Origin of the sequence: Brevibacillus sp. AG (assembly GCF_028369215.1) — a bacterium.
GTDB classification, from domain to species: Bacteria; Bacillota; Bacilli; order Brevibacillales; family Brevibacillaceae; genus Brevibacillus; species Brevibacillus porteri.
On sequence record NZ_JAQMYO010000004.1, the window covers coordinates 513,428 to 536,018 of the forward strand.

Here is a 22,591-nt window from a genome sequence, read left to right on the forward strand (position 1 = left end):
GAAGAGCGTGGGAGGAGTAACATGAGAAAGAGAATCCTGCTAGCACTCGTAATCACTGGGCTTGTGGTCGGTACTGTGCTCCCGACAAATGTGAGCTTGGCAGCGCCTAGTAAGGCCTCTTTGGACAAGATTAATCGAGAGCTAAAAGACATCCAAAAGAAGAAGAAAAGCCAGCAGCAGCAATTGAAGAAGACCGAAGAACAGATCAATGTCGTGCAAAAAGAGAAAAAAGGCTTGGAGACGCAATTGATGCAAATTGATTTGCGTCGCAACGATACACAGAAAAAGCTGGACAAGCTTGAGCAGCAAATGGATGATACCAAGGAAAAAGCAGCAAACGCTCAGGATCAGTTGGATGAAGCAAAAGACCGCGTAGCCAAAAGGGATGCCTTACTCAGAACGCGTGTGACTTCCATGTATGAACGCGGTACGATCTCTTATTTGGATGTACTTCTCGGTTCCTCTGACTTTGGAGACTTTTTGACGCGTATGCAGGCCTTGCAGCTTATTTTGGAGCAGGACACGCGTATTTTAGAGGATAACATTCGCGATAAGGAAACCATCGAGACCAAAAAGAAAGAAATTGATCATCAATTGACTGTGTACGCTGGGATGTTCGATGAGGCTGAGGATCTCAAAGTCGAATTGGACAAGCAGTACAAGCAAAGTCTAGTGGTCAAGGCAGCACTGGATAAGAAAGAATCTGCTCTGGAAGTGGATTTGGAGCAATATGGTCAGGAGCTTTTGGCTATCACCAAACAGGAATCAGCCAAATATGCGGAACGAGTACGGGCGATGAGCGCCTCCAGTACAGGATACAAGGGTGGAAAGTTTGCCTTGCCAGTCGCAAGTGGACAATTCCGCTTCACTTCGGGCTTCGGAATGCGGAGTGATCCGTTTACAGGCCGCTCAGCTGGGCATAATGGTTTAGATATGGCAGCACGGAAAGGAACGCCAATTATGGCAGCGGCTGACGGAGTCGTTCTCTTTGCAGGATACAATGGCGGCTACGGGAATACAGTAATGATCAAGCATAATGCGGAATATACCACTCTGTACGGTCATATTCGTGAGGGTGGGATCAAGGTTTCTGTTGGGCAATCCGTATCGAGAGGTCAAAAGATCGCAGAGGTAGGATCAACAGGTCGCTCAACCGGGAATCACGTGCACTTTACCGTCTATAAAAATGACGTAGCAGTCAACCCAATGCCGTATTTGAAGTAGACCCTCGTGCGACCAGACAAATATTGTTAACGGAACATGCATAAACTAGCAGCATATCTTTTTCCGGTAGCACAAAGGATGGTGACGTAACAGTGAGATGGAAAGGACGTACCGTAATCGCGCTTGTACTCATCTCGATGGTAGCCAGCAGTTTTATTACGATGGCGATCATGAAGACATCGGCTAGCGCCAGTTCAAGCCAAGGCGGAGCTTTAACAGCATCCAGCATGGCGCTGTTTTCTGGGAGCGGAGATTATCCGAAAGAGTTCCAGAAGTTGTACGAGGCGTTTTCCACGATCAAGAAAGATTACATCCAAAATGTCACCAATGAGCAATTAGTAGAAGGTGCAATTGGCGGAATGGTCGGGTCGCTCGAAGATCCGTACAGTGATTACATGGACCCTCGTTCTGCTGAGGAGTTCACATCTACCCTACACTCGACTTTCCAAGGGATCGGGACAGAAGTTACGATGCAAAATGGTCGGGTAACGGTTGTTTCGCCATTCAAAAACTCTCCAGCGGAGCGTGCAGGGCTGCGACCAAACGACCAAATTTTGAGTGTAAATGATGAATCTCTTGAAGGATTGGACCTGCATCAGGCAGTGACGAAGATTCGCGGGCCTAAAGGTACAAAGGCGGTTCTCAAAGTAGTGAGAGCCGGAGTGCCAGAGCCTCTTACCATCGTGTGTGTGCGGGATGATATTCCGATTGAGACGGTAAACAGTCAGATACTCGAGAAGAACGGTGTTAAAGTAGGCGTAATCAACATTACCCAATTCTCTACAGACACAGCAAAGCACTTCAAAGAACAGCTGGCTGCTCTCGAGCAGAAGGGAATTGGCGGTTTGGTAATTGACGTTCGAGGCAATCCGGGCGGGTATTTGCTGGCTGTGAAAGAAATCGGAGAAATCCTCGTACCGAATAAAGGCAAGATCGTGCAAATCGAGTATGGAAATGGCGGACAGCAAAAAGAAGAATATTTCTCGACAACAGAAGCTGCTAAGTCTTATCCAATCTCGGTACTGATTAATGGCGGAAGCGCCAGTGCTTCGGAGATTCTGGCAGGTGCCATGCGGGATAGCGGCAACTACAAGCTGGTCGGTGAGAAGACCTTTGGTAAGGGAACCGTTCAGAGTACAATGGAAATGAACGACAAGAGCCAATTGAAGCTGACGATTGCCAAGTGGGTCACGCCGAAGGGCGAATGGGTCCATAAAAAAGGCATTACGCCAGATTTTGCAGTCAAGCAACCTGACTATTTCAACGCAACTCTGTTGCCAGCAGATAAAGTATTGCAGCGCGACATGGCTGGTACTGACGTGAAAAACCTGCAGCTCATCCTGAAAGGCTTGAATCTGTCCCCAGGACGCGAAGATGGCTATTTTGATGAAAAGACAGAGGAAGCAATCAAGCAGTTCCAAACCTCCAGCAAGCTTGAGGTAACTGGTAAAGTAGACGCGAAGACACGCTCTTCGCTGGAAGAAAGTCTCCGTAAAACGATGACGAAGCCAGAAAATGACCTGCAATTGCAAAAAGCTCTGGATGTAGTTACGGGCAAGTAATGAATAATCAAGAAAATGGAAGCAGGTAATTCCCTGCTTTCCGTAGAAATGATAACCACGGCAAATCAAATGCCGTGGTTTTTCTTTCTTTTAGTTGAGGTGAGGCAATTGGCGATACAGGCAGATATGCTTACCATTGCATATGGCTTTGCCGCATTTTTTATCAATCCTGTTTTCTATCTCTTTCTGGTTTTTATTTATTTGCATTATCGCAGACAGATGAACCTGGAAAGACAGCTTTTTTCTGCACGCATTCAGTCACCCTTGCTCTCGACGATACGGGCAGTAGGGATGGGCTTGGTGGGAGGCTTGCTTATTTCGCTTCTTAGCGCAGGACTTGGCGTGGTCGTGCAAGCACAGGATTTGTGGATACTATGGGGATTGGCGCTCATCTTGGCGCTGATTCGTTTACGGTTTCTCTGTTTCGCATATGCTGCAGGGATTTTGGCGATTTTACACGCGATCACACAGGTCATTCCACCGGTTACGGATGTTCCTGGATTGAGCTATGTCTGGGAAATGATACGTCAGGCGAAACCTTTGCCGTTGCTTGCGTTAGTTGCGGTCATGCATCTGATTGAAGCGATGCTCGTACGCTGGAATGGTGGGCGGGACGCTTCTCCGCTTTTCGTGGAAGGGCAGCGTGGTCGGATCGTCGGTGCCTATTTGCTTCATTCTTTTTGGCTGACGCCAGCCGTGCTGTTCGTACAGCTGGAGCCAGGTGCTATCAGTGGTGCATTGTATCCGGGGTGGCCGTTCTTTTCGCCGGAAGCCGCTTCATTCGGACTGATGCTTTTGCCGACGGTGACCGGGTTCTCCGATATGACGCAAACGATGACACCTTATAGAAAAGCAACGCAGGTTGCGAAAAATTTGACACTGTATGCGATTGGTTTGTTGGGGTTATGTGCTCTGGCTGTATGGTTTTATCCGTTGATCTTGCTGGCCGCGATCTTCGCACTATTCGGTCATGAGGCGTTGTTTTTCTGGAGTCAGTATCAAGAAAGAAAGCGTTCGCCTTATTTCATCCAGTCTTCACGTGGTGTAAAAGTAATGGGTGTCATTCCAGGGACGAGAGCAGAGGAAATCGGCATCACGCCCGGTGAAATTATCGTGAAAGTAAATGGCATTTCGGTGCGGGAAAAAGAAGATTTGTATCCAGCACTACAAGCCAATCCTGCCTTTTGCAAAATGGAAGTACTCACGCGTGAAGGCGAGCTGAAGTTCGTACAGTGTGCAGTCTATGCGGGTAATCATCACCAGCTGGGGATCATTGTGGTTCCGGATGCAAATACCCGTGCATTTGTTGATTTGAAACGCGCCAGTGTAGTTGAGCTGATCAAGCAAAAGCTGGAGAAGCTGAATGTAGGAGCATAAGGATAGTTGGGGAGAAGGTATGCAGTCAAAAATGCATACCTTCTTTTTTTCTTGAAAAGCTTGTCCATTCGGAAACTTACTGGTGGCAGTTGCGTCTCAATGTAGGAGGAAAAAAGAGGGAGTGGGTTCGGTGTTCAAAGTGAAAAGAACAGTCTCGTGGTTTTTGTCGGGTACATTAGCTGCAGCCACAATTTTTGCCTCCCCCTTATCAGGAGTAGGCGCAACGAGTCCTGTGACCGTAGCGCAGGCTCAATCGGTTGTGGCTGTCCCGATGCACGTGACGAAAGGTGTCCAAAAGCTAGTCAAGCTTTTACCGGAGCTGTCTTCGCGCTATGTCGTTTACGGTGGCGATGTGGATGGACCTGGTGTTAGCGGGGTGGTGGTCACGTTTGCACAGTCTGCTGCTGAGGCCGAATCGTCCATGGATGATGCGATTTTCGACGGACAGACAGGGGAGTTGCTCAGACTGAAACTTACTCCGAAAATAGCAACAAAGCCTGCCTACCCGACTGAGCAGCAGGCCAAAACACGTGCGCTGGCTTTTGTCGCTGGTTTGCAGGGAACAGGTACAGGTAACGCCTATCAAGCGAGAGAGGTTTATAAAAATAAGGACCTGTTGACGGTTCGACTGGTGCGAGTCCTGAATAATGTTGTACTCGATGACGATTATGATTGTCTCGTCAGTTTTGATGCATCGGGAAGAATTGTTTGGTTTTCCACGTTTGATGGCAGGCTATACGAAAAAGTAAGCCCCTCTTCACTCCCATCTCCACAGCGCGTCATCTCTTCCGAACAAGTTGTACGAAAGTGGCAAGAAAGCCGTCCATTGGAACTTGTTTATTTATTGCCCATTCATAATCAAAGCGATCAGGTAGAAGCAAAGCTCGCTTATGTCCTGAAAAATGGAATTATAACGCAGCAACATACAGGTAGTGCATTGGATGCCTTTAGTGGCAAACGATTAGTAACAAAGAAGACCCGAGGGACAAACCCGTCTCAGACCATCAATGTGACAGGAACAGGTGAGAAGTGGGTAGCGCAAACAGAGTCGCAAGCGCGTGATTTGTTACGCATGTTGTTTCGAATCGAAACAGAAAAGCTGCCGCTATCCATCTACGAGGCGAATTACGATGATAGTCCAGCCCTTCGTTATTTCATATGGGGAAATTTTGGTGAGGGGGTTCCCGATGCCGACAAGATATCACGAATGGCTACCTTTCCCGAGGGAAGCAGTAATGGCGAGCAGCATCATCTTCTCGTGACGGATGCAAAGACTGGTGAACTGCTTGAATTTTCTACGAGGGTGAACAATCCGCAATGGTCTAATGTGAAAACGGATAAGAAGCGAGATCGAATAGAAGCGGATAAGCTTTTGAAAAGACTGACTCCGTCTGGAAGCAATCAAATCCAAATAACGGAGGATGGAAATAAAAGGTACACCTCGATCGTAGCTGATCCTCTCGTGAACGGCATTCCGGTTTATGGGATCAATCAGAGTGTGGAGGAAGGGATGTATACGATTCGGATCGATTCATGGACGGGTGCATGGGAACAGGTAAGCATAAACAAACCGGCCAGTGTCAAATACCCGGCCCATTCCCAAGCACTTAAAGAACAAGTGGCCATGACCCGTTTACTGCAAACCTTTCCACTTGAGCTGACCTACATCCACCAGTCGGATTACGAGAAAGACACGATTACATGGAAGCTCGGCTATGACCTTTCGTTTCGTCAGACTCGCTCGCATTGCTTCTGTGGGGGAGAATTTAATGTAGATGATACATTTTATGTGGATGCGATAACAGGAAAAGTGATCGTAAACGAATAGGACCCTGTATAAGAAAAAGCCGCCTTCTTCGATTTCGAAGAGTTGCGGCTTTTTGTATACGATTCTAGGCAGTTGCTTCGAATCCCGTGATTTGGTTGAGAGCGACTTTCTTATCATCCTTGAGGACGAATTCGACTACTCCGTTTTTCATGCTGACAGCTTTGACCACGCCTGTAAGAGGCGTATTGGTAGTGGTACCGTCCGGATTCGTCTGAGACTGGTTGTACGTGATGTTGTAGCCGATCATTTGCGCATAGGCAAGGGAGTTGCCCATTGTTCTGTTTTCAGGTTTCACCGTCATGCCTACGATTTCTTCGGCTTTTACGGTTGATCCATTATCCATTTGGAATTGAGCGGTACCGTTTTTGGTGGTAAAGCCAGTGATGACGCCATTCAAGATTTCATCAACCTTGGAAACGTCGTGTGTGGTATCTGGATTGCCATCCCGGTCGACTTCCTTGGTTACTTTATAGGAAATCTCTCGACCGATCATTTCCATGTACTTCACGCTGTTGTCGAGCGTATTGCCAGCCAGACCTTGTGATTCCAGTCCGGAGACGTCTGCCAGCGGAATCGGTGTCGATTCGCCTGCAATACGGAAGTAGATTTTGCCTTGATCCATGTATACGGCATCAAGTACGCCTTCTTTCTTCTCCGTCTTAGTTTCTCCCGTCATCTCGTCTTTTGTAGTAAGGGAATACGAAGCAGTACGACCTACCAGCTTTTCATACTTCTCCAAAGTGACCATGCTGTTGTTCGATTGCTCCATCAGCGTGGTCATTTTTGTGATTTTTTCTACCATGGTCAGCATACTTGTTTGCTGGATGAACTGAGAGTTGTCCATTGGGGACATAGGGTCTTGATGCTTTAACTGCTCGAGCATGAGCTTCATAAAGGCATTTTGGTCGAGCTCGGTGGTGAATTCTTTTTTGCCTTTATAGCTCAAATGAGGTTGTATATATGGGTTATTTTTAACGGTTGTTCCGGTATCTGACATGTCAATCCTCCCTGAAGGTGGCGAGTCTATCTGTGCATGTTTGCACTTCCTTCATCTTATATCGGAAAAATCGGTGGAAAGATGAAGACAAACGTTTGTTCGAATTTTGGGCTTAAACTAGCCGAAATTGTGTTATAATGGAAGTAGAAACAGTCATGCTATGAGGAGATGAACGAGGGAATGGAGCGTTTTGAATTGGTATCGGAGTTTCAACCGTCCGGTGACCAGCCGACCGCCATTGCCGAGCTGGTGGCAGGGTTGCAAGCTGGCAAGCGACACCAGACATTGCTGGGTGCGACGGGAACGGGAAAGACTTTTACGGCTGCCCAGGTAATTGCTCAGGTGAACAGGCCAACACTCGTGATGGCACACAACAAAACTCTGGCCGCTCAGCTCTGTGCAGAGTTTAAGGAGTTTTTCCCGAACAACGCGGTGGAATACTTCGTCAGCTACTACGATTACTATCAACCCGAAGCATACATTCCCCAATCGGATACGTTTATTGAAAAAGACTCGAGCATAAACGACGAGATCGACAAGCTCCGTCACTCGGCTACCAGTGCTTTGTTTGAACGCCGAGATGTCATCATTGTTGCCTCCGTCTCCTGCATTTACGGATTAGGTTCGCCTGAAGAGTATCGGGAGTTGCTCTTGTCTTTACGTGTTGGCATGGAAACAGGACGGGACGAGATTTTGCATCGTCTGGTCGATATCCAGTACACACGCAACGACATCAACTTCACGCGCGGTACGTTTCGTGTGCGGGGTGACGTCGTGGAGATTTTCCCTGCCTCAGAGAGTGAGCAGGCGATTCGCGTTGAGTTTTTTGGAGATGAAATAGAGCGGATTACTTCGATTGACGTACTGACCGGCGAGATTTTGGGACAGCGTGATCACATTGCCATTTTCCCTAAATCTCACTACGTGACGCGCGAGGAAAAAATGAAGCTGGCTGTCCAAAGCATCGAGGCCGAGCTGGAAGAAAGACTGAAAGAATTCCGTGATGCGGGTAAGCTCTTGGAAGCACAGCGACTGGAGCAACGCACACGGTACGATATTGAGATGATGATGGAGATGGGCTTTTGCTCCGGTATTGAAAACTACTCGCGCCATTTGACGGGACTGCCTGCCGGGCATGCTCCTTATACCTTGCTGGATTACTTCCCAGAAGATTTTATCGTCATGATGGATGAGTCGCATATGACCTTGCCGCAGGTTCGGGGGATGTATAACGGTGACCGCGCAAGGAAGGATGTACTGGTCGATCACGGATTCCGTCTGCCCTCTGCACGCGATAACCGTCCACTCAAGTTCGAGGAGTTTGAAGGAAAGCTGAAACAAGCGATCTACATTTCGGCAACACCTGGTCTTTATGAGCTGGAACACAGTCCGGAAATGGTACAGCAGGTGATTCGTCCGACAGGCTTGATTGATCCAACGGTTACGGTACGTCCGATCAAGGGACAGATTGACGATTTGATTGGCGAAATCCAAGCCACGATTGCGAAAAATGAGCGGATTCTCGTCACGACTCTAACGAAGAAAATGTCTGAGGATTTGACGGACTATCTGAAAGAAATCGGAATCAAGGTCCGCTATCTTCACTCGGATATTAAAACGATTGAGCGGATGCAGATATTACGTTCATTGCGCTTGGGTGAGTTTGACGTGCTAGTCGGAATCAACCTCTTGCGGGAAGGCTTGGACTTGCCGGAAGTATCGCTTGTGGCGATTTTGGATGCAGACAAGGAAGGCTTCCTGCGCAATGAGCGTTCGCTGATTCAGACGATTGGTCGGGCTGCGCGGAACTCAGAGGGACGCGTTATCATGTACGCGGACAAAATGACAGATTCGATGACCTCTGCGATTCGAGAGACAGAACGTCGTCGTTCCATTCAGATGGCTTACAATGAAGAGCACGGCATCACGCCGCAAACCGTGAAAAAGTCCGTCCGCGAAGTGATCGAGGCGACCAAGGTAGCGGAGGAAAAAGCAGATTACTTGCCACATGCAGACTTTAAGAAAATGCCGAAGAAGGATCGCGTGGCTGTTATAGAACGAATGGAAGAAGAAATGAAGGAAGCGGCACGCAACCTCATGTTCGAGCGTGCGGCCGAATTGCGTGATTTGATTCTTGAGCTGAAGGCGGAACTCTAAGGAGAGGTTTTTTTCATGCCATTAGAACATATTGTCGTAAAGGGTGCACGTGCCCACAATCTGAAAAATATTGATGTAGTCATTCCGAGGGACAAATTCGTCGTTCTGACGGGTTTGTCTGGCTCGGGTAAGTCCTCGCTTGCTTTTGACACGATTTACGCGGAGGGACAACGACGCTATGTCGAGTCTCTGTCTGCATACGCCCGTCAATTTCTTGGGCAGATGGACAAGCCGGACGTGGATTCGATTGAGGGACTTTCCCCTGCGATCTCGATTGACCAGAAAACAACGAGCCGCAACCCTCGCTCCACGGTAGGTACGGTTACGGAAATCTACGACTATTTGCGCCTTTTGTATGCGCGTGTTGGGAGAGCGGTTTGCCCGGAGCATGGCATCGAGATCCAATCTCAGACCATTGAACAAATGGTCGATCGACTATTGGAGTATCCTGAGCGCACGAAAATGCAGATTCTCGCGCCGATGGTACAAGGACGCAAGGGAGAGCACGTCAAGCTGCTCGAGGACATCCGCAAGCAAGGTTTCGTCCGCGTGCGGGTCAATGGTGAAATTACCGATTTGTCCGAAGACATTAAGCTGGAAAAGAACAAGAAGCATAACATTGAGGTTGTCGTTGACCGGATCGTCGTGAAGCCGGATGTACAGGCGCGTCTCGCAGACTCCTTGGAAACGGCACTTCGTTTAGCAGATGGCAAGGTCATCGTCGATGTAATGGAGCAAGAAGAGCTGCTGTTCAGTGAAAAGCATGCTTGCGCGATATGTGGATTCTCCATCGGGGAGCTAGAGCCGCGGATTTTCTCCTTTAACAGCCCGTTTGGTGCTTGTTCGGAGTGTGATGGACTGGGTGTCAAGTTGGAGGTTGACCCGGATATGGTCGTTCCCGATGCGACGAAGACGCTCGATGATGGGGCGATTGGCGCATGGGAGCCGAAGACTTCTACTTACTATCAACAATTGTTGGAATCAGCTTGCCGCCACTTTAATATTCGGATGGATGTGCCATACGAGGAGCTTACGGCAGCGCACCGACAAATCTTGATGTACGGCAGTGAAGGCGAAAAAATTCACTTCCGCTATGAGAACGAGTTCGGGCAAGTTCGTGAGGCAGTCGTACCGTTCGAGGGTGTCGTCATTAATCTGCAACGACGTCATTTGGAGACGAGCTCAGATTACATCCGTGAACAAATCGAAGGCTTCATGAGCCAAAAGGCGTGTCCTGTCTGCAAAGGCCAACGTTTGCGTCAAGAGAGCTTGGCGGTAAAGGTCGGGGAGCGCAGCATTTCCGAGCTGACTACGCTGTCGATTCTCGATGCGCATCAGTTTGTCGGTGGGCTGGAACTGACAGAGCGGGAAACGAAGATCGCGAACCTGATCGTAAAAGAAATCAAGGCGCGACTGAACTTCTTGATTGATGTCGGACTGGATTACTTGACGCTGAGCCGTGCGGCGGGAACATTGTCCGGGGGAGAAGCGCAGCGGATTCGACTGGCTACGCAGATCGGTTCTAGTCTGATGGGCGTTCTCTACATTTTGGATGAGCCGAGTATCGGACTACATCAGCGGGATAACGCGCGTCTGATCAAGACGCTGGAGCATATGACCAAGCTGGGGAATACATTGATCGTCGTCGAGCATGACGAAGATACGATGATGGCTTGCGATTATATTATTGATATTGGACCGGGCGCCGGCATACATGGCGGTCAAATTGTCGCGGCAGGAACACCGGATGAAGTCATGAAGGACCCTAACTCCTTGACTGGTGCCTATTTGAGTGGGCGCAAATTCATCCCTGTTCCGATGGAGCGTCGCAAGCCTTCGGACAAATGGATCAAGATTGAGGGTGCGAAGGAAAACAACCTGAAAAACGTCACTGCGAAGCTTCCTTTAGGCGTTTTTGTTGCCGTAACAGGTGTATCTGGTTCAGGAAAAAGTACATTGATCAATGAAATTTTGCAAAAGACACTGGCTCGCGATTTGAATAAGGCAAAGGTGAAGCCAGGGGAGCATCGACGCATCCTGGGACTGGAGCATCTGGATAAGGTGATCGACATCGACCAATCTCCAATTGGACGTACACCGCGTTCCAATCCGGCGACATATACAGGTGTCTTTGATGATATTCGCGACCTGTTTGCTTCCACCAACGAAGCCAAAGTGCGCGGCTATAAAAAAGGTCGCTTCAGCTTTAACGTCAAGGGCGGCCGTTGTGAAGCGTGCAGTGGTGACGGGATCATTAAAATCGAGATGCACTTTTTGCCGGATGTGTATGTGCCTTGCGAAGTTTGTCATGGCAAACGCTACAATCGCGAGACGCTCGATGTAAAATACAAAGGCAAGAACATTGCAGATGTGCTGGAAATGACCATTGAGGATGGCGTAGAGTTTTTCCGCAACCTGCCAAAGATTGAGCGCAAACTACAGACGATTGTAGACGTAGGGCTAGGATACGTAAAGCTTGGGCAGCCTGCTACGACGCTCTCTGGCGGGGAAGCGCAACGCGTCAAGCTCGCTTCTGAACTGTATCGCCGCAGTACAGGACGTACGCTTTACATCCTGGATGAACCGACAACGGGTCTGCATACAGATGACATTGATCGTTTGTTGAAGGTACTGCAACGATTGGTGGAAAACGGTGAGACGGTTCTTGTCATCGAGCACAATCTCGACGTGATCAAAACGGTTGACTACATCGTGGATTTAGGACCAGAGGGCGGTACTCGAGGTGGAGAGATTATCGGAACGGGCACACCTGAAGAAGTGGCCAAACTAGAAGGCTCTTATACGGGTATCTATTTGAAGCCGATCTTGGAACGAGATAGAGAACGGACGAATGCCAAGCTAGAGCAATTCGTTTCGAAGTAATCAAGAGATAGCCTCCCTGATCCAGGGGGGCATCTTTTCTAGGTGGACGTAAAGGGGAGGAAAAGATGGACTACGTGAAGGATTCTCTTGCCGCACTACCTGCCGATCTGGTGGCAGAAGCACAGAAGCGCTTTGATGGACAAGATCCTGCACACGATTGGCAGCATAATTTGCGTGTGATGGCAATGTGTGAGCGGATTGGTCGCGAGGAAGGGGCAGATATGGAAGTGCTGCGCCTCGCTGCTTTGCTGCATGACATCGGGAGAGCAGAAGAACGGCAAACAGGTGAGTGCCATGCCGAAATCAGTGCAAGACTAGCAGGGGTATGGCTCTCCGAACGCAGTATGACGGAAGTATTTATCTCACGCGTACAGTCTGCAATTCTCGCCCATCGTTTTCGCAAAGAACGGCCTCCACATACTTTGGAAGAAAAGGTCCTGTTTGATGCCGACAAGCTGGATTCGATTGGGGCTATTGGAGTGGCTCGGGTTTTTGCTTATACTGGGGTTATTGGGCAACCCATACAATCGGATGATCCCAATCAGCATACACCGTATAAGGAATACACTTGGAAGCTGCAGCGCATCAAAGACAAGCTTTTCACCAAGACTGCCCAGAAAATCGCCGAAGACAGGCATCGATTCATGACAACATTTTTTGAGCAATGGGAATGGGAAGTAACGGGGATTCGTTAATCGTTGCGCGAAGGCAAGACTGTATAGGGGGAATGCACCATGAGCCGCTGGATAATCAAAATGCTTTTAAATGGGGCTGCGCTACTTCTGATCAGCAAGTGGTTCCACTCCATTCATGTCGCGAATTTCACAGTAGCACTATGGGCTACGTTGATATTGGGGATGGTAAACACAGTGATTCGGCCGATTCTCCTGTTTTTTACTTTTCCCTTGCAAATATTGACGATCGGTTTGTTCTGGTTTGTCATTAATGCTGTGACGTTTGCGTTGACAGCCTACTTTATTGATGGATTTGAAGTGGGGCCATGGCCTGACAACATTGGGACTGTCATTGTAGCAGCAGCACTGATGAGTATTTTTGGCTACCTCATTGAAGTTGTGGTAGGGATGAAAAGAGAAAAGAGATAGTATGTTCGAAAAAGCCCCGTATTCTCTCAAACGAGTCGCGGGGTTTTTGCCTAATAAGGATGCTCGGTCTTATTAGGTTGTCGTAAGTACAGAGGTTTCGATACAATAGAGACACAACCATAGGGACGGAAAATCCCATGTGAGGGGGAAGCTTCATGCGTAAGACGAATGTGAGCCATCTAGTGGACCATTTCAATATGACGATCTTGAGCGGGGAAGAGGGCTTGGGGCGTGAGATTACCGTAACGGATTTGAGTCGTCCCGGCCTGCAGTTAGCCGGTTACTATTCGTACTTTGTGGAAGAGCGAATTCAATTGTTCGGCTTGACGGAAATCAACTTTTTTCAGACGCTGACCCCAGAGGAACGGCTGGAACGGATGAATTTTCTCATGCAAAGCCAGGTTCCTTGCTTCTGTGTGACCCGTAATCAGATGGTACCTGAAGAGATGATTAACGTTTCCAATCGGTTGGGGGTACCTGTACTTCTGTCCCCGCTGGCAACGACGACGCTAGTCGGGAAAGTGACCAACTTCCTGGAGAATCGTCTTGCACCAACGACGACGATTCATGGGGTACTCACAGACATTTATGGCGTCGGCGTTTTGATTATGGGATCGAGCGGGATCGGGAAGAGTGAGGCTGCACTTGAGCTTGTAAAGCGCGGACACCGACTCGTAGCAGATGACGCAGTGGAGATTAAGCAGACACAGGGCGGGCAGCTAAGTGGTAGCGCTCCTGAGCTGATTCAGCATCTCTTGGAAATCCGCGGTGTGGGGATTATCAACATTATGACGATGTTTGGTGCTGGTGCCGTGCGCAATGTGAAAAACATCGAGATGGTTGTTCAACTAGAGCTGTGGGAGCCACATAAAATGTACGAGCGGTTGGGGCTCGATGAGGAAACATTGAAGATCATGGATACCGAAATTCCGATTATTACCGTTCCTGTTCGACCAGGACGAAACTTGGCAGTCATCATTGAGGTTGCAGCGATGAACTTCCGTCTGAAACGGATGGGTTACAACGCAGCAATGCACTTCACACGCAAACAGTCGAATGCCATTTTAGAAGATGCCGATTCTGACTTGTAGGAGAAAGAGACGCATATGAGGAAGACAACACGTTATCCCGTAAATGGGGTAAATCCGCTTTGGCACATGTATCGAACGGTAAGCTTCTGGAAAGTCATGAAAAATTTCATCGTCATCCAACTCTCCAGATATACGCCGATTGTTTCGTGGAAGAACTGGATGTATCGCACATTTTTGCGTATGGAAGTAGGCCAGCATAGTGCGGTTGCGCTGATGGTAATGATGGATATCATGTTTCCGGAGAAAATCAAGATCGGTCGTAATTGCGTGATCGGGTACAATACGACCATACTTGCGCATGAATATTTAATAGATGAATACCGTTTGGGAGAAGTGATTATTGAGGATGCTGTCCTGGTGGGAGCCAACACTACCATTTTGCCTGGAGTAACGATTGGTAAAGGGGCCATTGTCGCAGCGGGAACGGTTGTTCATAAAGATGTCCCGCCTGGTGCCTTTGTAGGTGGGAACCCCATGCAGCTTATTCGAATGAAAGCTTCAGAGGAAGAAGTCATGTAGCGTCTCTTCTATTGTGTTCAGCCGTCAGGTGCTTATCCTGGCGGTTTTTTGTTTTGTGTTAAATTTTCCGACTATTCTTATCTTGGTTGACCTAAGATTCTCGTCGTGGTAATCTTCTTCATAACACTTTAGTTTATTACCATATTAGCAGAGTAAAGTGAATGCAATGGAGGGAACAAAGATGGCAAAGCCGTTGGGATTCGAAAAGCCGCTCGGGATGCGGGACATACTGCCGGAATCACTGGCGAAACAACGGCACTTGGAGCGGGAGCTGAGGCGGTGTATCGAGAGATGGGGCTATGACGAAATATCCACACCCTCTCTGGAATACTTCGATACGGTAGGAGCAGCAAGTGCAACATTAACAGACCGGATGTTTCGCCTCCTGGATAAACAAGGCCACACCGTAGTCCTGCGTCCGGATATGACAACGCCAATTGCAAGGGTTGTTTCCTCCCTTTATAAAGATGTTGCATTGCCAATTCGGTTGTATTACCAGGCAAATGTGTTTCGGGCACAAGAAAAGGAAGCGGGACGGAATGCAGAGTTTTCTCAAACCGGGATCGAGCTAATCGGAGATGCGTCTGTCGATGCGGATGCAGAAGCCATTGCGCTTGCTGTGTTTTGCTTGCGGGCAGCGGGTGTGGAAACATTCCGCATTGCCATTGGGCATGTTGATTTCGTAGACGGTCTTTTGGAGGAAGAGATTGAGGATGAGCCTATTCGCAATCAATTCCGACAGTTTTTGTACGAACGGGACTTCGTTGGCTTCCGGCAGCTACTCGCGACAGTAGACATCCCTACGGAGGCAAAAAGCCGATTGGAATCCTTATTGCGCCTGCAAGGGGGAAAAGGGAAGATTGAGGTCGCCCGCGAACTGGCAGGCAAGGGAAAGGCAGGGAGGGCAGTCGAGACGATTGCTTCCTTGTGGGAGTCGTTAGAAGCCTACGGAGTGACGGAAGATTTGTTGATTGATTTCAATCTGATCATCAATTTGAACTACTATACAGGCGTTGTTTTCGAAGGGTACGCTGCGGACTTGGGCTCCCCACTATTGGGCGGAGGACGCTACGATCAATTGCTCTCCCAATTTGGGCGTGCTGCATCCGCCACAGGCTTTGCGATCAAGATGGATCGGCTGCTTCAGGTCACTCCTTTCGTAAAAAGGCAAGCACATGCTCGCGTGTTGCTTGTTTACACGGAGGATTGCCGTCGTGCCGCTTTAGCAGAGGCACAGCAATTGCGTGAGGACGGGCTCGTAGTGGTGACACGTCTCGTCTCCAAAATAGATGAGAAACAGGTTGGCCAAGAAGCGGGATTTACCAAGGTCATTTGCATAACACAACAGGGGGAGTAGGAGATGGCACTTACGAAAAACGACCAAAAGCTGACGATCGCCATGCCAAAAGGGCGGATTTTTGAAGAGGCCGTCCACTTCCTCCAGCAGGCTGGTTTGCAGGTTACTGCGGATCTACAAGATTCTCGTAAACTGATCATTCCTGTGAAAAATGCCAAGCTCGAATTCATTATGGCGAAGCCTACCGATGTTCCTACTTATGTCGAGTATGGGGTGGCTGACGTTGGCGTGGTTGGCAAGGATGTTTTATTGGAAGAAGAACGAGATGTTTACGAGCTGTTGGATTTGCATATCGGCTATTGTCGCATGATGGTAGCGGGTCTACCAGATTGGAAACCGACGGAAGCGCTGCGTGTTGCTACGAAATATCCGAAGATTGCGTCACGTTATTTTCGTGAGCAGGGACAGCAGGTTGAGGTTATCAAGCTGAATGGTTCCGTAGAGCTTGCACCGATGATTGGACTGGCTGATCGTATTGTGGATATTGTCTCAACAGGTAGGACATTGCGGGAAAATGGCTTGGTCGAACTGGAGAGTATTTGTGAAATTACGACGAGGCTGATTGCCAATCGAGCCAGCTATCGGATGAAAAGTGAAGCGGTGGATGAGATTGCTGGAAAATTTTTAGAGGTCGTTCCTCGCGGGAACTAGAGAAAAAGGGGAGACAACCATGCGTATCATGTCAGCTAGCCAGTATGACGGGAAACGATCGGTAGACGCAGGGACGAGAGAACAGCAAGAAGCGGTGAAGGCGATCCTCACCTCGGTTCGCCAGCAAGGGGACGAAGCGCTGCGCTATTACACGGAACGATTTGATCGTGTGCTTCTACAAAACTTCCGTGTGAGCGAAAACGAATTTGCAGAAGCAAGCGAGCTTGTTTCTCCACAAGTAAAGGCAGCATTGAAGGAAGCAGCCGAAAATATTCGGGCGTTTCACGAGCGGCAAGTGCGTCAGTCCTGGTTTACCACCAAAGAGAGTGGCACAATGCTGGGCCAACTGATACGTCCGTTGCAACGCGCTGGATTGTATGTGCCAGGTGGAACGGCAGCTTATCCTTCCAGCGTATTGATGAATGCCATCCCTGCGAAAATAGCAGGTGTTCCAGAAGTCGTCATTACGACACCACCAGGAGCGGATGGGAAAATCAACCCTGCGATACTCGTTGCGGCTCAAATTGCAGGTGTGACCGAGATATACAAGGTAGGTGGGGCACAGGCAATCGCGGCACTGACCTACGGAACGGAGCAAATCAAAGCGGTTGATAAAATCGTTGGGCCTGGCAATATTTTCGTGGCACTGGCAAAGCGAGAAGTATTCGGATTGGTCAGTATCGACATGGTGGCAGGGCCAAGTGAAATTGCGGTGATCGCAGATGAAACGGCCAACCCGCAATACGTTGCGGCAGACCTGCTGTCTCAAGCTGAGCATGATCCGATGTCAGCCGCTATATTGGTTACGACATCAAAATCGTTGGCGGAGCAGGTGTCACAGGAAATCGAGCGACAGCTTGCCGATCTTCCACGCAAATCGATTGCGGAAGCGGCGATACGCGACTACGGCGCTATTTTACTCGTTGACGATTTGGACGAAGGGTTTGCCGTCATCAACCGTATCGCACCTGAGCATTTGGAAATCATGATGGCGGAGCCGTTTGAGCATCTCGGAAAAGTGGAAAATGCAGGTGCGATTTTCCTCGGCCCATACAGCTCAGAGCCAGTCGGCGATTATTTTGCTGGTACCAATCATGTGATTCCTACGAATGGAACGGCGCGATTCTCCTCGCCATTATCCGTCGATGATTTTATCAAGAAGTCGAGTGTTGTTTCCTATAGCAAGCGAGATTTGCGAGACAATGGACATAAAATTGTGGCACTGGCAGAGCAGGAAGGATTGTCTGGGCACGGTCGAGCTATCCTTGCGCGATTGCGAGATTTTGAGACCGAAGAGCAGGAGAGTGAAAAGAGATGAGTGAAGGGAAACAACGTGCAGCACAGATCGAACGCAATACGAATGAGACGCAGATCGCGCTTTCCTTTGCTGTAGACGGCGCGGGTGAGAGCAAGCAAAATTCGGGTGTTCCATTTCTGGATCACATGCTAGACCTGTTTACCCGACACGGACATTTTGACCTGACTGTCAAGGCAAAGGGAGATATCGAAATCGACTATCACCACACGGTGGAGGATATCGGGATTTGTCTTGGGCATGCTCTGCGGGAAGCGTTGGGAGACAAGAAAGGCATCAAGCGTTATGGAAATGCGTTTGTCCCGATGGATGACGCGCTAGCGCAGGTCGTCATTGACATCAGCAACCGTCCTCATCTGGAATATCGCGCTACGTACCCTACGAATATGGTTGGTCAGTTTCCGACGGAGCTGGTACACGAATTTTTATGGAAGCTCGCACTGGAGGCGCGGATCAATCTGCATGTGATCCTGCACTACGGTCACAATACGCATCACATGATCGAGGCGATTTTCAAAGCGCTGGGCCGTGCACTGGATGAAGCGACGACGATCGATCCGCGTGTAAAAGGGGTCCCGTCAACAAAAGGGGTTTTGTAACATGATCGGCATCATCGATTACGGCATGGGGAATTTGTACAGCTTGAGCAAGGCGTTGGAAAGGCTGGGCTATTCGTACGAGTTCGTCTCTCAAGCAGAGCGTCTACAACAATATAGCGGGTTGATTTTGCCGGGAGTCGGGGCGTTCGGGGATGCTATCGCCAACATACGTGAGCTTGGATTAGAGCAAGCGATCAAGGGATACGTAGCAACAGGTCGTCCAATCTTGGGCATTTGTCTCGGTATGCAGCTCTTATTTGAGAAAAGTGCGGAGCATGGCGAGCATACGGGCTTGGGACTGCTCGGTGGTGAGGTCGTTCGTTTTCGCGGGGATTACAAGGTACCGCACATGGGCTGGAACCAACTGATGATAAAGCAAAAGCAACCGTTACTAAACGGTGTGCAGGATGGCGATTACGTTTATTTTGTCCATTCGTATCATGTCCTGTGCCAGTCTGATGTCTTGCTTGCTACGAGTGACTATCACCAGGAGGTCACGGCCATTGTGAATCGTGACAACGTATATGGTATGCAGTTTCACCCGGAAAAGAGCGGAGAGACAGGAATGCTACTGCTGCGTAACTTTGCCGTTCAATGCGAGGGGGTTTTGACATGAGCTTTATCGTTTATCCGGCGATCGATATTCGCGGGGGCAAGTGTGTTCGACTTTTCCAAGGGGATTACGGGCAAGAGACAGTGTACGCTGATTCGCCGCTCGCGATGGCGAAGCGCTGGGTAGAACAAGGGGCGTCCTGGGTTCATCTCGTAGATTTGGATGGGGCAAAGGAAGGCAAGCCTGCAAATGCAGCGCTGATCAAAGAGATAGCGCGCTCGATCCCTGTACCCGTGCAGGTTGGGGGAGGCATTCGAACAGAAGAGCAGATTGCGGACTATTTGGAATCAGGTGTCGCGCGAGTGATCGTCGGGACTGCTGCAATCGAAGACGAGCCTTTTACGAAGCGAATTCTTCAAAACTATGGGGACAAAATCGCGATTGGTCTGGACTGCCGGAATGGGCTGGTGGCTACCAGAGGTTGGTTGACCACGACAGATGTGCAAGCGACAGTGCTTGCCAAGCGGTTGGTTACGTATGGTGCCGAGACGTTTATTTACACCGATATCGCCCGTGATGGCACGATGACAGGACCCAATGTAGAAGAAATTGCAGCATTGGCGATGGCTACAGGTAAATCGGTGATCGCCTCGGGAGGCGTCAGCCAACTGGACGACTTGTTGACGCTGGCTGCCCATGCTTCGAACGGAGTCTCTGGCGCCATTGTTGGCAAAGCACTCTACACGGACGCTTTTACATTGGAAGAAGCGCTCCAGCGTATGGAGGGGCGTGAATCGCATGCTGACTAAACGAATCATCCCGTGCCTCGATGTAAAAGACGGACGGGTGGTAAAAGGCGTGCAGTTTGTCGGACTTCGCGATGCAGGAGACCCGGTTGAACTGGCAAAAAAGTATAGCGAAGAGAGAGCAGACGAGCTGATCTTTCTCGATATTTCTGCGTCCCACGAAGGGCGCAAGACGATGGTGGATGTCATCGAAAAAACGGCTGCAAACATTACGATTCCTTTCACGGTTGGTGGAGGCATTAACAGCGTCGACGATATGAAAAGGATATTGCGTGCGGGTGCGGACAAAATCTCGTTGAATACAGCGGCTGTTTTGCGTCCAGAATTGATCCGCGAGGGAGCGACGGTCTTCGGCTCACAATGTATCGTCGTAGCGATCGACGCGAGAAGTGTCGGGGAAGATCGCTGGGAAGTGTATACCCACGGTGGACGGAATGCGACGGGGAGAGACGTCATCCGTTGGGCGCAGGAGGCAGAGGCGCTCGGAGCGGGCGAAATCCTTTTGACCAGCATGGACGACGATGGAGAAAAGAAAGGCTTTGGACTCGAATTGACCAAGCGGGTATCAGAAGCGGTCGGAATTCCGGTCATTGCTTCTGGTGGAGCGGGCTCAAGGGAGCATTTTTACGATGTGCTGAAGCAAGGAAAGGCAGATGCCGCGCTGGCCGCTTCCATTTTTCACTATGACGAAACGTCGATTCACTCGGTCAAAGAGTATTTGCAAACCAAAGGAGTTGTCGTACGACCATGACAGGAGCAGAAGCATTTGCAGTGGAAAAATTGCGTTTTGACGAAAAGGGTTTGCTTCCTGTCATCGTGCAGGATGCCAGAAGCAAGACAGTCTTAACGCTTGCCTATATGAATGAAGAATCGCTACAAAAGTCATTAGAGACCAAAGAAACATGGTTTTGGAGCCGTTCCCGACAACAATTGTGGCACAAGGGTGAGACCTCAGGTCATACGCAGCGGATCGTCTCTATGCGGTATGATTGCGACGGAGATGCACTGGTTGTGATGGTCGAACCGAACGGGCCTGCTTGCCATACGGGAGCTTACAGCTGTTTCTCGCAAGAAGTTCTCACCGATACAGATGAGGAGCAGCAGGTACAAGCAGATCCGTTTGCAATCTTGGGTGAGCTCGAAGAACTGATTGCTGCGCGGGAGGCAGAGCGTCCGGAAGGCTCCTATACTACCTACTTGTTCGAAAAAGGCGTAGACAAAATCCTGAAAAAGGTCGGGGAAGAGGCTGCCGAGGTCATTATTGCAGCGAAAAATCGAAGTCGTGAGGAGCTGCGGTATGAGGCTTCTGATCTGATCTTTCACTTAATGGTTTTGTTACGGGAGCAAAAGCTGCCGCTGGATGAAGTGCTGACGGAGCTTCAGAGGCGTCGTTAACAAATAAAGTAATAACCACCTCTGTTTCCAGAGCGTGGTTTTTTTGTTAGAATAATCGGTATCTTACTGCGAAAGGTGTGGTGACCATGAATAAATTCAAGTTCACTTCAAACCAAAGAGACTCCATTCTCAAACACCAATCGAAGGGTAGGATACCAAATGATCAAAGGGAATTTAGTAGAATTACGGCCAGTTATTGCTGAGGATATGGAGAGACTGTTCCATTGGCGCAACGATGAAGAAGCGGCCAAATGGGCAGCGGGCTCAAGTCTGGTAACCTATAGTTATGTTTCGCTCGACTCACTGAAAGCCATGTATGAGGAAAACATTCGTGCTTCACGGCTGGATGATAAATTAAAGGGGTTTGTATTCTCTGTCTATACCTTGGACGGAGAGCACATTGGAAATTGTGATTACCGAGATGTGAATCCAATTACGAGGGCCGCAACAATTGGCATTGCGATCATGGCAAAAGAGTATTGGAGCAAAGGCTACGGTACAGATACGTTGCGCCTCCTGCTCGACTTCCTCTTTTCCAAGCTGAACTTGAAGCGGGTGCAGCTGGATACGTGGAGCGGAAATACGCGTGCCATTCGCGCTTATGAAAAATCAGGCTTTGTGATAGAAGGCCGACTGCGCCAAAATGAATATGTAGATGGGCAGTATTATGACACCATTATGATGGGGCTACTACGCGAAGAGTTTTATCAGCGAGCGAAGGAATAGGTCCCTGTTGTCGAAAATTCATGAGGCACTCAGGATTAGGCTTGAAGCTGGCTAATATTATTTTAATGATGGGCTTGGGAAGCTTGTTTATGACTTTGCTGTTTATGATGATTGCTTCTATCATTTTGGGGATGGATTTCCTGCAAGCTAGCAAGAAAAGAAATGGTTATGTCGTTCAAGCTTGAATATAGTAGAGATAATTAATAGAAAGAGCGAGATAGTATTCTCGCTCTTTTTCCTTTCGTATCGCGGTATTTTAGCTGTTGCTCGTTTATCGGTAAAAAAACTTTTAAAAACACTCTTGATTTAGAGTTTTATATGTGATAGATTATTCCTTGTCGCCAAGAACGACGACAAAATACGAGAAAAGAAAACGAGATTCGATAAAAAACTTCTTGACTCGCAAATAACGAACGTGATAAGATATAAAGCGTTCGACAAAAAATGC

Annotated in this window: 21 protein-coding genes; 20 read left to right on the forward strand and 1 reads right to left on the reverse strand. The window is 49.0% G+C overall.

Going from position 1 to position 22,591, the window contains the following annotated elements:
- Positions 1-21: 21 nt before the first annotated feature.
- The 4 genes from POF51_RS13805 to POF51_RS13820 all read left to right on the forward strand — a co-directional run bounded on the left by POF51_RS13805 (position 22) and on the right by POF51_RS13820 (position 5,991).
- Entirely contained in the window at positions 22-1,224 is a 1,203-nt protein-coding gene (locus POF51_RS13805; RefSeq protein WP_017252240.1) for a murein hydrolase activator EnvC family protein, read from the forward strand.
- A gap of 92 nt (positions 1,225-1,316) precedes the next feature.
- Positions 1,317-2,786, forward strand: coding sequence for a S41 family peptidase (locus tag POF51_RS13810; RefSeq protein ID WP_069850783.1), 1,470 nt, complete (start codon positions 1,317-1,319; stop codon positions 2,784-2,786).
- Positions 2,787-2,801: 15 nt separating this feature from the next.
- Positions 2,802-4,163: a PDZ domain-containing protein gene (locus POF51_RS13815; RefSeq protein WP_069850781.1), complete on the forward strand. Its 1,362-nt coding sequence runs from the start codon at positions 2,802-2,804 to the stop codon at positions 4,161-4,163.
- Positions 4,164-4,293: 130 nt separating this feature from the next.
- Complete coding sequence (locus POF51_RS13820) at positions 4,294-5,991, forward strand: hypothetical protein (RefSeq protein WP_271755615.1); 1,698 nt, start codon at positions 4,294-4,296, stop codon at positions 5,989-5,991.
- Between the two features lie 64 nt (positions 5,992-6,055).
- On the opposite strand, the gene POF51_RS13825 is transcribed toward POF51_RS13820, so the two are convergent.
- Entirely contained in the window at positions 6,056-6,988 is a 933-nt protein-coding gene (locus POF51_RS13825; RefSeq protein ID WP_069850776.1) for a flagellar hook assembly protein FlgD, read from the reverse strand.
- Positions 6,989-7,168: 180 nt separating this feature from the next.
- Here POF51_RS13825 and uvrB point away from each other — a divergent pair, with 180 nt between their 5' ends.
- The 16 genes from uvrB to POF51_RS13905 all read left to right on the forward strand — a co-directional run bounded on the left by uvrB (position 7,169) and on the right by POF51_RS13905 (position 22,328).
- Positions 7,169-9,145, forward strand: a complete 1,977-nt coding sequence (uvrB, locus tag POF51_RS13830) for an excinuclease ABC subunit UvrB (RefSeq protein ID WP_069850773.1) — start codon at positions 7,169-7,171, stop codon at positions 9,143-9,145.
- A 15-nt stretch (positions 9,146-9,160) separates the two neighbouring features.
- Entirely contained in the window at positions 9,161-12,028 is a 2,868-nt protein-coding gene (uvrA, locus tag POF51_RS13835) for an excinuclease ABC subunit UvrA (RefSeq protein ID WP_017252234.1), read from the forward strand.
- Positions 12,029-12,093: 65 nt separating this feature from the next.
- Positions 12,094-12,723 carry an HD domain-containing protein gene (locus POF51_RS13840; protein WP_069850771.1) on the forward strand — a complete coding sequence of 210 codons (630 nt, stop codon included), beginning with the start codon at positions 12,094-12,096 and terminating at the stop codon, positions 12,721-12,723.
- A 39-nt stretch (positions 12,724-12,762) separates the two neighbouring features.
- Positions 12,763-13,131, forward strand: a complete 369-nt coding sequence (locus tag POF51_RS13845) for a phage holin family protein (protein ID WP_069850768.1) — start codon at positions 12,763-12,765, stop codon at positions 13,129-13,131.
- A gap of 155 nt (positions 13,132-13,286) precedes the next feature.
- Complete coding sequence (gene hprK / locus POF51_RS13850) at positions 13,287-14,222, forward strand: HPr(Ser) kinase/phosphatase (protein ID WP_069850765.1); 936 nt, start codon at positions 13,287-13,289, stop codon at positions 14,220-14,222.
- A gap of 15 nt (positions 14,223-14,237) precedes the next feature.
- Entirely contained in the window at positions 14,238-14,741 is a 504-nt protein-coding gene (locus tag POF51_RS13855; protein ID WP_017252230.1) for an acyltransferase, read from the forward strand.
- Between the two features lie 181 nt (positions 14,742-14,922).
- Positions 14,923-16,098, forward strand: coding sequence for an ATP phosphoribosyltransferase regulatory subunit (locus POF51_RS13860; RefSeq protein WP_069850762.1), 1,176 nt, complete (start codon positions 14,923-14,925; stop codon positions 16,096-16,098).
- 3 nt (positions 16,099-16,101) lie between these two features.
- Entirely contained in the window at positions 16,102-16,749 is a 648-nt protein-coding gene (hisG, locus tag POF51_RS13865; RefSeq protein ID WP_017252228.1) for an ATP phosphoribosyltransferase, read from the forward strand.
- Between the two features lie 19 nt (positions 16,750-16,768).
- Entirely contained in the window at positions 16,769-18,067 is a 1,299-nt protein-coding gene (hisD, locus tag POF51_RS13870; protein ID WP_271755616.1) for a histidinol dehydrogenase, read from the forward strand.
- Complete coding sequence (gene hisB / locus POF51_RS13875) at positions 18,064-18,663, forward strand: imidazoleglycerol-phosphate dehydratase HisB (protein WP_173623382.1); 600 nt, start codon at positions 18,064-18,066, stop codon at positions 18,661-18,663. The genes hisD and hisB overlap by 4 nt, the downstream gene beginning before the upstream one ends.
- Position 18,664: 1 nt before the next feature.
- Positions 18,665-19,279, forward strand: coding sequence for an imidazole glycerol phosphate synthase subunit HisH (hisH, locus tag POF51_RS13880; RefSeq protein ID WP_106835107.1), 615 nt, complete (start codon positions 18,665-18,667; stop codon positions 19,277-19,279).
- Positions 19,276-20,025 (forward strand): 1-(5-phosphoribosyl)-5-[(5-phosphoribosylamino)methylideneamino]imidazole-4-carboxamide isomerase, encoded by a 750-nt coding sequence (gene hisA, locus POF51_RS13885; RefSeq protein ID WP_106835106.1) that lies wholly within the window; start codon positions 19,276-19,278, stop codon positions 20,023-20,025. Before hisH ends, hisA begins: the two co-directional genes overlap by 4 nt.
- The gene (gene hisF, locus POF51_RS13890) at positions 20,015-20,773 is read left to right on the forward strand and encodes an imidazole glycerol phosphate synthase subunit HisF (protein WP_271755617.1); all 759 of its coding nucleotides are present in this window, start codon (positions 20,015-20,017) and stop codon (positions 20,771-20,773) included. The genes hisA and hisF overlap by 11 nt, the downstream gene beginning before the upstream one ends.
- Positions 20,770-21,417 (forward strand): bifunctional phosphoribosyl-AMP cyclohydrolase/phosphoribosyl-ATP diphosphatase HisIE, encoded by a 648-nt coding sequence (hisIE, locus tag POF51_RS13895; RefSeq protein ID WP_271755618.1) that lies wholly within the window; start codon positions 20,770-20,772, stop codon positions 21,415-21,417. Before hisF ends, hisIE begins: the two co-directional genes overlap by 4 nt.
- A gap of 159 nt (positions 21,418-21,576) precedes the next feature.
- Positions 21,577-22,143 (forward strand): GNAT family N-acetyltransferase, encoded by a 567-nt coding sequence (locus POF51_RS13900; RefSeq protein ID WP_069850747.1) that lies wholly within the window; start codon positions 21,577-21,579, stop codon positions 22,141-22,143.
- Positions 22,144-22,184: 41 nt separating this feature from the next.
- Complete coding sequence (locus POF51_RS13905) at positions 22,185-22,328, forward strand: hypothetical protein (protein ID WP_170831627.1); 144 nt, start codon at positions 22,185-22,187, stop codon at positions 22,326-22,328.
- Positions 22,329-22,591: the final 263 nt, after the last annotated feature.